Below are 12,071 nucleotides of genomic sequence, written 5' to 3'. Positions count from 1 at the left end.
ATCTCACTGACCTTGATTGCACATATCCCTGATAAAAAAGACAAGCAACTTCGATGAGTAAAAGGTTAAGGCAGAAGTAACCTGATCTCCGAAGAGGTCACTTCTGCTTAGACCATTTATTCGTGCAAAGGGAATAGATAAAAGAGAAAGTTACGTTTGCTTAAAATTTTCGATTTACTACTTGGAGTACACTTTTAACGTGTATAATTGGTGCAAGCTTCTTGTATTTCCATGTAGATCTCTGCCACTTCTTGCAGGTCTTTTGCATTTGCGCCACTTGCCAAAGGATGGCCGCCACCATGATGTCGTTTGGCGATCTCGTTGATGACTGGTCCTTTTGAACGTAAACGTACACGATAATAGCCCTCTGGTTGCTCGACAAAAATCGCCCAAGCTAACACTTCGTCAATGACACCTGGTAAAGAGACGACAGCTGCTGTCTCTGAATCGACGATGCCATACTTGCCTAACAATGCTTGTGACAATATCACTTTTCCGGCACCTTTTTCGTCAACTTCGATCGTTTGATAGACACAACCGGATAGTTTCGCTACTTTCATGGTGATTTGTTCGATTTCACGATTCAATTTGCTTGCGTCGAAAGAATACTTTCTTAACTCTGCTGCTAGTTCTAATGTGCGTCCTGTTGTTGAAGGATATAAGAACCTTCCAGTATCACCAACGATTCCTGCATACAATAAACGAGCAGAGTCGCTGTTCATTTTCAGCTCATCAGGGAACAGCAAAGCAAACTCAGCGATCATTTCACTACAGCTGCTAGCTTTCGTATCTACCCAAAGTAAATCACCATATGGTTCATCATTCGGATGATGATCGATTTTGATCACTTGATCCCCTAAGGAATAGCGCTTATCATCAATACGTGGCGCATTCGCTGTGTCGGTCACGATGACTAATGCCCCTTGATAAAAGGCATCGTCGATTTCTTGCATTTCTGTTAAATAACGTAAGCCCTCAACGTCTTTTCCAACTTGACGAATTTCTTTTTCTGGAAAACTATTACGTAATAATTCGGCTAATCCCACTTGTGAACCTAAAGCATCTGGATCAGGCCTTTGATGTCGGTGGATCACGATTTTTTGATATTTTTTGATTTCATTCAAAATCTCTTCTTGTATGGTCATTTTCTTTCCTACTCTCTACGAACGTTCCATCACTTGGCAGACGACAATGGCTTTAGCCACGATCGTGTTTTCTATAAATACTTCTACATCAAGTTTAGCGGATCTTCTACCAATTTCTAAAACTCTTGGACGAATGTCTAACTCACTTTCGATCTGGATCAGACGAAGGTAATGTAGATTCATTTGCTCCAACAAGATATTCCTGCGCTGATTCATGATCATTGTTTTTTGAGCAACATCTGAAATGATTTCACTTAACACCCCAAAAGAAATCGTTCCAACACCTGTTACCATTTGTGGCGAAACCTCAAATTTGAACTTAGGCGTCGTCAATCGATTGCCTTCACGATCTGTATCGATCGTTTGGATCGCCCCTGAAATCTGATCAGAAATCGTATCAGCGATTTGCGGTTGACGTTGCACCAATTGCATCGCCTTCATGACATCTTGCCGTGTGATCAATCCTTCTAACGTCAAATCATCGGAAACGACTGGCATGACTTCTAAACCATCCCAAATCATTTGATGTCCGACAGAAGCGACGCTCATCGTTTTCTTGACACTGATGGGATCTTTGGTCATGACCCGATCAATGACTTGTGTCGGTGCTTTACCTACGACATCTTTCGCCGTAATGATCCCCATCAAACGCATGTGATGATTCACCACTGGGAAACGAGAATGTTGGGTTTCTTCTGAAATCCGTTGATAATCAGCCACCGTATCCGACTGTAACAAATAATGTGTTTTTTGGGCAGTCAAATAAATATCACCGACGAGCATGATATCTTTTTTGATCAGTTGGTCACTAAGCGCTCGGTTGATCATCGTCGCTACGGTAAAGGTATCATAGGTCGTACGTAAAATCGGCATAGCTAATTCATCCGCTAATTTGGCAATCTCAGGCGTCGTATCAAAACCACCCGTGATCAACACTGCTGCGCCATCCTCAAGTGCTAATTTTTGCACTTCTGTACGGTTACCAACGATCATCAATGAACCTGGAGTGATATAGCGTTCCATTGCGTGTTCGGTCATCGCACCTATGACAAATTTATTCAAGACTTTATCTAGACCGACTGCTCCGCCTAAAACATCGCCTTCAATGATCCGCACGACTTCGCCAAATGTCAATCGTTCGATATTTTTCTTCAATTTACGTTCGATCCGAATCGTTCCTACTCGTTGGATCGTTGACACTAATCCTACATTTTCAGCGTCTTTAATTGCTCGATAGGCCGTTCCTTCACTGACATTCAATTCTTTGGCAATACTACGGACAGATATTCGATTCCCCACTGGTAGGCTTTCGATATATTCTAAAATCAAATCATGTTTTGTCGCCATCTCTTTCCCCTACACTTCCAGCGTTTCCGAAACGCTCATTATTTTTCCTTCGGTATCTGCTAATAAATCGATGAATACTTGCGGATCTTGTTCAATGACAGGAAAGGTATTGTAATGGATCGGCACGACTTTCTTCGCTTTGATTCGCTTCGCCGCACGAGCCGCATCCTCAGGCCCCATTGTATAATTGTCGCCAATCGGTAAAAAGGCTACATCGATCATAAACTGTTCACCTAAGAGCGCTAAATCGCTAAAATCTGCGGTATCACCCGCATGATAAATCGTCTTCCCGTCTGCTTGGATCAGAATACCACTAGGCTCTCCCATATAACGCGAAACACCATCGATTTCAATACTTGAACTATGCTGTGCATGGACAAATTTGACTGTGCCAAAAGGAAACTCCCTTTTGCCACCGATATTCATCCCAAAAGAGTTCGCTCCTTGCTGCTGTGCATAATCAGCGATTTCGACAATACTGATGATGGTCGCCTTATTGTTCTTCGCAATCGGCAACATGTCTCCAATATGATCAGCATGTCCGTGGGTGATCAATATCCAGTCCGTCTGGACTTCATCCACTTTTAAATCAGTCATAGGATTCCCAGTAATAAATGGATCTATCAGCACTTGTTGGCCATTTTTCATTTCCAGAGAAATACAAGAATGTCCATGATAAGTAATCTTCATCTTTTCACTCCTCAACATTTTAGTCACTGACTCTTTCGTTTTCATTTCGATCATTCACACAATTAGTAGTACAGTATATCCTATTCAATTGTAACAGATAATACAGGTTGTACCAAGTATCAAGTGAGCGTGTACGTACGACTGAATCCCCAGATAAAAGAATGTTTCGTCTATGATTGACAGTTTCTGTTTATTGTTTGATCACTGTGAATAAAACCAGAATGACTACGAATCCGTAATGATGCTCAAAATAAAAAATACCAATAGTAGAAATTAAGGCTCTAGTTTCTACTATTGGTATTTTTATTTAAGTTGAAATGCCTTATACGGCTTATAAGATTGAACAAATCCACAACACTTTTTTAGATAGAGGAGTGATAAAAAATAAAAAAAACGAAGTTTGCTAACTATTTTGAAAATTTCTTCTTTTCCAGTTTAGTGATGGAGAAATTTTTTTAAGATATTCTCAGCATTTAGCAGACCGTAATCTTTCATGTCTATCACTTCAATAACCTTTGTAGGATACTCTTTTATGATAGTTTCTCTCATAGAAGACAGCTCTGGAGATAATAGAATAACATCGGCAGCCTTTGCATACTGATCCAACTTAGAAATGCTATGCATGTCAACATGCACAAGTAAATGTTGTTTTTTTGCGAAGTTGTTCATCTTTGTTACTAACAAATTGCTATAAAGCGTACTATCTGTACTCATTGAAGTTACGCCAAAAATGATGATCTGTTTCTCTTTCATTTGATTATTTCCCAAACCAAGTTCTTTTTCCATTATAGACACTTCCACCTTTCCATCGTATATATTCAATGATCTCGCTCCTATAAAAGAAAAGCTATACCAAACATATCCATCATCTGAACATCTTTTGATACAGCTTTTCATTTTTTATCTTTTGCCGCGACGTTGTGTCGCTTCCATGATGACTGGTAAAATCACTGGACGGCGTTTGGTTTGTTCAAACAAATAGCGACCTAATTGATCACGTATTTCTTGTTTCAGTTTGCTCCATTCGAAATCATCGCTTTCTAAATGTTTCCCTACAATGGTTTCGATCATGTTGCTACTTTCATTGATCAAATCACGACTTGCTTTGACATAAACAAATCCTCGTGAAGTGATTTGCGGTTTTGAGACGATTTTCTTTTCACGACGACTGATTGTCACTACTGCAACAAAAATACCGTCTTCAGATAAGATTTTACGGTCGCGTAAAACAATGTTCCCAATATCACCAACGCCTAGTCCGTCGATCATGACATTTTCAGCACTTATCGTACCTGCCACACTCATCCGCTTGTTTTTATATTCTAAAACATCTCCACGTCCAGTGATATAGATATTTTTGTAGGGGATACCAACTGCATGGGCTAAGTCTGCGTGGGCAGCTAATTCACGGTATTCTCCTTGAACTGGGATGAAATATTTAGGTTTCATGAAATTCAACATCAATTGTAAGTCATTAGGATTTGCATGACCGGAAACCCGCAGGTTGTCAGAGATTTGTTTGACTATTCCACCTGCTCGGTAAATGATATCTTCTGTCTTAGCAACCATCGTTTCCATCGCAATACTTGGTGTCGTTGTGATATAAACAAGATCGCCTTCTTTGATCTTGATATGACGGTGCGCACCATTCGCCATTTTTTGTAAAGACTTGATTGGTTCACCCATACGGCCTGTTTCTAAAATAATCAGTTCTTCAGGCTCATAGTTTTTCATATCTTTTAATGTGACCAATAGGTCCTCACTTGGTAATTGAAGTTTTTCTAAGCGCATAGCTGTTCGGATGATCCGTTCAAAGTCTTGACCAGTCAACACGACCTTACGTCCTGCTTTGGCAGCGGCGTCTAAGATTTGTTGGACACGTTGAAGATTACTTGCAACACAAGCAACGATGATCCGTCCTTCCCAATATTTGATGGTATCAAATACTTCATCAGCGATTTGGAACTCAGAAGCAACAGGGGTCGCGTTTTCTGCATTTGCTGACTCACTCAGTAAAGCTAACACGCCTTCTTTCCCAATCTCTGCTAAACGAGCGTAATCCGTTTGGTACATTGGGATCGCCATTTGGTCAAATTTGAAATCACCCGTATAAACGATATTTCCTTCTTGGGTTTTTAAATTGATCCCAACTGAATCTGGGATCGTATGGGTAGTGCGGAAGAAGCTAACGATCGTTTCACCGAAATCGATCTCTGTATGCTCATCTACCACATGAAAATCCTTGAATCCTTTTGCAGCATCATTGCGATTGACATTCAATTTTACCAATTCGATCGTCAACTCTGTTCCGAACACAGGTACAGAAATCTTTGACAATAAATAAGGCAACGCCCCAATCGCATCTGCGTGACCATGTGTCAGAAAAATACCTGCTACACGATCGACATTATCTTCTAAATACGTAAAATCAGGAATCACAACGTCAATCCCTAATAATTCGTTTTCAGGATACTTCAGACCACAGTCTAAAATAAAAATAGCTTCCCCTACTTCTGCAATGTACAAATTTTTTCCGTTTTCGCGTACACCGCCTAAAGGGATAATCTTAATGGTACTCACAAATTTCACCTCTTCTTATGACATCTTCATTTAACGATGTCGATTCTCTATTTTATTTAAACGATCCATTTTCTGAGTGCCTAGTTTTCGGATGATTTCACTAAGTACTAAAATCCATCTTAATTTTACAGGCGTTTAGGATCTTTTTTTGACACAAAAAAATCGGGATTGCTTCAGTTGCTCGATCAACTGCTCCACATCATTATACAACAAATCAAACAAATCGCTAGCATGTACGATTGTTTCTGTCTCCATGTTTTTCCCAGACCATTTTTTCTTCTTTCATTTTAGAAGATACTTCGTCTATTTTACCATAAATTACTCAATAACTATAGAATGTTTTTCATTTCCTACTCCATTTGACTTGTTTTTAGGCTTCAACTCTCTCTGGTCGTGGTCTCTTTTTAAGGTAGGCTTAAGCTACTCCCTTTATTCTATTTTTTGTACTCATTTCGAAAGGAGATCGAACCAATGAATTTTTTCAAACGAGCATTAAAAAGTACAAAAGTAAAATGGGGGCGTTCTTTACTATTATTAGCAGTTTTTACAGCAATCCTTGTCTTCGTTCTTGCTGGACTAACCATACGTAGTGCGGCTCAACAAGCCGCAGAGCAAGCTCAAAAAGATGTCGGCGCGACCGTCACTTTAAGTGCGAATCGTGAAGCGGCTTTTCAAAAACAAACGGAGGCAACTGATACTGAATCCGGTGGGCGACCAGATCCTGGAAGTTTCTCCCTCACACCTGTTTCAGTCAGCGATGCAGAAAAGATCGCAGCACTAGATAATGTAGCAAGTTTTTCCTTCGAAAGCTCTGCATCAGCTTTAGCCAATAGCGGGATCACTGCCATTTCAAGCTCTGATACCTCAGAAACATCAGAAGAAACTGATACTACGACTGATGCTGCACCAAACGGTGAAAACATGGGTGGAGCTATGGGGGGTGGCAAACCGCAAATGATCCAAGCAGACTTTCAAATCAGCGGGGTATCCGATACAGCCCAAACCAGTAGCTTTACGGATGGCACAGCAAAAATCATCGAAGGAGAAGGAATCACTGATAGCGACAAAGATACGAACAATGTCGTGATGGACTCTACTTTAGCTAGCGCAAATGACTTATCCGTAGGGGATACTTTCGTTATTACTAGCACTGAAGATGAAGAAACAACTTATGAAATGACGATTAAAGGAATCTATGAGTCGAGTGAAACAAGTAGTAGCATGGGAATGAATTTCAATTTCATGAATCCAGCGAACACTTTGTATACTTATTATACGTTTGCTAATACATTGAATGGTTCTTCAGAAGATGACACAATCGACTCTGCGGTTTATACGCTGACCGATCCCAATAAAATGGCAGATTTTATCACTAAAGCAGAAAACCTGATCGATACATCAACGTTCAGTCTTCAATCAAACGATACGATGTTCCAAGCAATGCTTGAACCACTTAACAACGTGGCCAGTTTTTCACAAAATGTCGTTTTACTCGTTGCGGTGGCTGGAATCATTATTTTGACTTTGATCATCATGATCACGATCCGGGAACGCCGCCATGAATTAGGAGTATTGCTTTCATTAGGCGAATCCAGAAGCAAAATCGTCCTTCAATTGTTTACAGAAGTGGCCATATGTATGATCGTCGCGTTAGGTGTGGCTTCATTCAGTGGAAATGTCGTTGCAAATGCTGTCGGTCAACAGTTGCTTGATCAACAAACTGAAACGTCAACCGACTCACCTGCCGAGCAACAAGGAGAGCAGATGCCTGGTGGTGGCAATCGTGGACCTGGTGGTGGCAATCGTGGACCTGGTGGACAACCCGGTGGAACTAGTAATCCATTTACCGTTTCGGAACAAGTAAGCGACCTTGAAATCACCGTTCAACCAGCTCAACTCGGCCTTCTAGCAGCTGTTGCATTCGGGATCAGCTTACTCTCCGTTTTTCTAGCATCCATTGGCATACTACGATTAAATCCACGAAAAATTTTATTAAACTAAAGGAGGAATTAGATGTTACGTACAGAAAACTTGGGCTTCTGGTATCAGAATCCAACAGAAGCACTTTATAAAAACGTGAATTTATCCTTTGAAAAAGGGAAAATGTACGCCATATTAGGGGCAAGTGGTTCAGGAAAAACGACCTTCCTTTCGTTGATCTCAGGACTCGATACACCAAAAGAAGGGACTGTGTATTATGAAGAGCGCGCTTTAGCTAAAATAGGACTACGAAATTATCGTAAAAATGATGTATCCATTATTTTTCAAGCGTACAACTTATTGCCTTACCTTTCCGCTCTTGATAACGTCATTACCGCCATGGAAATTTCAAATACTCCTCAAAAAAATTATCGCCAAGTAGCACTTGATCGCTTGGCACGCGTTGGGATAAATGAAACTCTTGCAAAACAACAAGTCACTAAATTATCTGGGGGACAACAACAACGCGTAGCGATCGTCCGAGCGATTTGTTGCGAACATCAGTTGATCATCGCGGATGAACCAACAGGAAACCTCGATGAAACGACTTCACAAGAAATCGTTCAACTCTTCCAAGAAATCGCCCATGAGCAAGATCGCTGTATCATCATTGTGACACACGAATTAGAAGTGGCTAAAAAATGTGATGAAGTTTTTGAATTAAAAAACAAAACATTCGCGTCCATTGACATTGGATAACCGCTAAAAAAAACGTCCACCTTATTGGTAGGACGCTTTTTTTTTAGAATTTACAAGTAGACTATTTATGGTCTTTTTTTGAAAATTTTTCTTTTACATCTTCAAAGCCTTCTTTGATTTCATCGCCGATATTACGAGCTTTACTCTTGATATCCGCACCTGCAGATTGGGCTTTACCTTTTGTTTCTTTACTTTTATCACCTGTTGCTTTTCCATAGGCTTCTTTGCCTTCACCTGCAACTTTGTCTTTCAAATCTTTAGAGCGTCCTTCTAAATCTGCCATAATATTTCCTCCTCTAAAATTTGTCTTTCTAACCACTTTTAGAGTAACACCAATTATAAAAACAAACAAACAGTATGCTTATCCTAACATTCAGCTCGTTGCAATCATTTGCTCAAATGTTCCCCAAACTTTCACTTGTTTTTCTTGGACCATGATCGTTCCATTAGCAATCACCGTATCAATTTCTAAGGTTTCTTTATCAAGTAAACAAAGATCCGCGTCTTTCCCGACAGCGATTCTTCCCTTTTGGTCCAGTTTCAGGACTCTTGCAGGATTGGACGTCACAGCTCGTAAGGCAATCTCTAAGGGGATGTCTTCTTTTTGAACGGCTTCTTTGATGCCAACCAGTAAGGATTTCGCACTACCGACGCCCATACCGATAAAATGGTTCTCTTGGTCAAAATATGGAAGACTACCTTGTCCATCGGAGGTCAAGGTGAAGTTATCAAGAGAGACTTGTGCTTCCAATAACTGCTTCAATGCTTTACTGAAACGAACTTCACCATCGGTCTTTTCCCAAAAATCAGGATCTTCACTTGCAGTGAAATCGATCGTTCCACCTTTTTTTGCAAATTCGATACATGCAGCTAATAATTCAGTTGTCCGATTCGCATGCGTCGGATAAAACTGAGTAATAGGGATTTCTGTTTCTTCAACCACACGATTCAATAATTCCAATTTTCGACTTCCGCCACCTAAATGGACATTCACTATTCCTGCTTTACCTGATAACATGCCCCCAACACGAGCATCCGCCACTGCCCGAGCAAACTCGTCGAATGTTGGTTGAGAAGAGCGATGATCAGAGACAGCGATTTCTCCGATCCCAATGATCTTATCAATAGTAAGAAAATCTTTGATCAATGAATCAGTCACCGTTTTGACCGGCAACCGATAAGAACCAACATAAACATACGTAGTCAATCCTTCTGCCTCTAGCCCTCTTGCTTTACTGATCAAAGCAGTCATATCTCGACCTTCGCCATCTGTCCCGATACAACCTACGACTGTTGTCACTCCTGCTGTCGTTAGTTGACTAAGTGTGACTTCTGGTGTGCGATTATGATAGCCGCCTTCGCCGCCGCCACCTAAAATATGGAAATGGGCATCAATAAAACCTGGGGTCAAGAGTTTTCCTTCTCCTGAAATTTCTTCCACGATCAATTCTTCGTAACCGCCAGATAGTTGATCTTCCAAGGCAATGATTTTATTTCCTGCCACTAATACATCCTTCTTACCAAGATATTCTGGTGCATAGACATCGATTTGTCGAATGAGTTTCATCCGTGATCCTCCTCTTTATAAAATAGTCTGTATCTTTTCATACACACAAAGGGTTGTTTGAAAAGCAATCTAGCGATCCTACGTCGCTCTTTTGGAAATAAGCGAGAAAGTCCCAAAATATGAAGATACTTTCGGATTTTCTCGCTTATTATCTCAGCGTTACATATGGGTAGCACCGTTTCTTTGATTGCTATCAATCAGTTCTTATTTGTTTTATTGAAGGCCGATCGCGATCGCAATCATAATGAAGATTGTTCCTAAAACAAAGAAGAATCCTTGCATTTTGATTTGGAATCGTGCCCATTTTGCCCATTCGATCCGTGCCACACCTAAGACGCCGATCAAGCTAGCAGAAACTGGCGTGAACGCATCCATGAATCCTGAACCTAATTGATAAGCCAATACGGCAACTTGACGAGAGACACCAACTAAATCAGCTAACGGTGCCATGATTGGCATCGTCAATGCCGCTTGTCCAGAATTTGAAGTGACGACTAGATTGAACAAACTTTGGAACACATACATCGCCCATGCACCAATAACTGCCGGTACACCAGTCAGCGCTGTTCCTATACCATGCAAAATTGTATTAAGCGCAGAAGGTACAGAAGCATCTGATCCACCTAATACAAGCAAGATTCCTTTTGCCATCCCAACAACGATTGCTGTTCCAGCTAGATCTGCTGCCCCAGATTGGAAAGAAGAGGCAATATCATTGACCGTCATACCGTCTAATTTGAATAAAACAGCAATGATCCCTGCGACTAGTCCCATTACAAAAAATTGAGAGGCGATTTCTGGGATATAATAGCCTTTTTGAGTAACTCCCCAAACGATCCAAACTAAAACGATCAACATTTCCGCTAAAATCAATTTATGGCCTAATGTAAATGGTTTTTGTTCATCGGATGTTTTCTTCAAATGGTTACGGAAGTATTCGTCAGATTTATACGTTAATGAACTTTCCGGATTCTTCCGAACTTTTTCTCCATAGATCATTAAGTAACCAGCCGATAACGCAGTCACGACGACCCACATGATCAATCGGAAGGTGGCGCCTGATAAGACTGGAATACCTGCGATCCCTTGAGCAACGGCGACACTGAACGGACTCATCCATGACGTGGCATTCCCGACTTGTGACGCCACATAGGTGACTGTAACGGCGACGATCGAATCATAGCCTAAGGCAATCACAAAAGGTACCATGACCATTGAGAATGGAATGACTTCTTCAGCCATACCGAACGTTGCGCCTCCAAATGAAAAAGCAAAGAATAAGAGCGGTAAAGCTAAACGTTCTAGACCACGTGTCTTATTGATAAAAGCATAAATACCTGCATCAATGGCACCTGTTCGCATGATGATCCCAAATGCCCCACCCACGACTAAAATAAGTGCAGCAATCCCGACTGCTGAACCATATTTATCGCCTGATACTAGACCTTCAAAAACAAAGTTCAAAAAGCCAAACCCACCGAAATCATCGGTTCCCCATAGTTTTGCTGTTTTATGCAATTTCTTTGAGGTATCATAGATGTCTTCACCATATTCATCGTATAAAACATCATCTGTCAGTGAGATTTCATCTAGTTTCTCTTGGGTCAAGTTTTTTTCACCAGCTGCCAAGACTTCTTCTAATCCTTCTTCAGGAACAGCTAGCTTTTCTCTTTCCTTTGGATCATTTTGTAATTCTTCCAGTTGATCAAATACAAAAGACTTATCTAATTCATAAGCATAACGAAACGAATCTTGGCGTAATACTGTTCTGGTACTAGTTTCTCCATTTGCATCTTTGTATTCTATATCTTGCGTACTGAATCTCCCCGCTGGTACGATAAATGTTAATAACCAGGCAAGTACAACTACACCAAAAATAATGACATACGTATGCGGTGTCGTCATTTTGGTAAAGTCTCGTTTTTTCTTTACTGAAGAATTTTTTCTCTTCAAAACTCGTTCTTCCTTTCTTGCTACGTTTTTGTCAATAATGAATAAGCAAATAGATTATACAGTAAAATGTTCTATACCACATGAATAAACAATTAAAAAAATCTATTGAT

General features: G+C 40.5%; 10 protein-coding genes. 2 read left to right on the top strand and 8 right to left on the bottom strand.

Features of this window, described 5'->3' with window-relative positions:
- Positions 1–194: 194 nt before the first annotated feature.
- The 5 genes from EM4838_RS02460 to EM4838_RS02440 form a co-directional block, all read right to left on the bottom strand.
- Positions 195–1,145 carry a DHH family phosphoesterase gene (locus EM4838_RS02460; RefSeq protein WP_071866611.1) on the bottom strand — a complete coding sequence of 317 codons (951 nt, stop codon included), beginning with the start codon at positions 1,143–1,145 and terminating at the stop codon, positions 195–197.
- A gap of 15 nt (positions 1,146–1,160) precedes the next feature.
- Positions 1,161–2,492, bottom strand: coding sequence for a DRTGG domain-containing protein (locus EM4838_RS02455; RefSeq protein ID WP_071866612.1), 1,332 nt, complete (start codon positions 2,490–2,492; stop codon positions 1,161–1,163).
- Positions 2,493–2,501: 9 nt separating this feature from the next.
- Entirely contained in the window at positions 2,502–3,182 is a 681-nt protein-coding gene (locus EM4838_RS02450; protein ID WP_071866613.1) for a metal-dependent hydrolase, read from the bottom strand.
- 435 nt (positions 3,183–3,617) lie between these two features.
- Positions 3,618–3,968 (bottom strand): PTS sugar transporter subunit IIB, encoded by a 351-nt coding sequence (locus EM4838_RS02445; RefSeq protein ID WP_071866691.1) that lies wholly within the window; start codon positions 3,966–3,968, stop codon positions 3,618–3,620.
- Between the two features lie 114 nt (positions 3,969–4,082).
- Positions 4,083–5,762: a ribonuclease J gene (locus tag EM4838_RS02440; RefSeq protein WP_071866614.1), complete on the bottom strand. Its 1,680-nt coding sequence runs from the start codon at positions 5,760–5,762 to the stop codon at positions 4,083–4,085.
- Between the two features lie 471 nt (positions 5,763–6,233).
- Between EM4838_RS02440 and EM4838_RS02435 the strand changes: the two genes are divergently transcribed.
- Both EM4838_RS02435 and EM4838_RS02430 read left to right on the top strand, forming a co-directional pair.
- Positions 6,234–7,763, top strand: coding sequence for an ABC transporter permease (locus tag EM4838_RS02435; protein ID WP_071866615.1), 1,530 nt, complete (start codon positions 6,234–6,236; stop codon positions 7,761–7,763).
- Between the two features lie 12 nt (positions 7,764–7,775).
- Positions 7,776–8,441, top strand: coding sequence for an ABC transporter ATP-binding protein (locus EM4838_RS02430; RefSeq protein ID WP_071866616.1), 666 nt, complete (start codon positions 7,776–7,778; stop codon positions 8,439–8,441).
- Between the two features lie 61 nt (positions 8,442–8,502).
- On the opposite strand, the gene EM4838_RS02425 is transcribed toward EM4838_RS02430, so the two are convergent.
- The 3 genes from EM4838_RS02425 to yfcC form a co-directional block, all read right to left on the bottom strand.
- A complete protein-coding gene (locus EM4838_RS02425) occupies positions 8,503–8,724 on the bottom strand; it encodes a CsbD family protein (RefSeq protein WP_065096154.1) in 222 nt (73 codons plus the stop codon).
- A 90-nt stretch (positions 8,725–8,814) separates the two neighbouring features.
- Complete coding sequence (gene iadA / locus EM4838_RS02420; protein WP_071866617.1) at positions 8,815–10,008, bottom strand: beta-aspartyl-peptidase; 1,194 nt, start codon at positions 10,006–10,008, stop codon at positions 8,815–8,817.
- A 213-nt stretch (positions 10,009–10,221) separates the two neighbouring features.
- A complete protein-coding gene (gene yfcC / locus EM4838_RS02415) occupies positions 10,222–11,961 on the bottom strand; it encodes a putative basic amino acid antiporter YfcC (protein WP_071866618.1) in 1,740 nt (579 codons plus the stop codon).
- Positions 11,962–12,071: the final 110 nt, after the last annotated feature.

It is taken from the genome of Enterococcus mundtii (assembly GCF_002813755.1).
GTDB classification, from domain to species: domain Bacteria; phylum Bacillota; class Bacilli; order Lactobacillales; family Enterococcaceae; genus Enterococcus_B; species Enterococcus_B mundtii.
The sequence above is the reverse complement of the archived record's forward strand: the minus strand, read 5'-3'. Positions and strand labels throughout refer to the sequence as shown.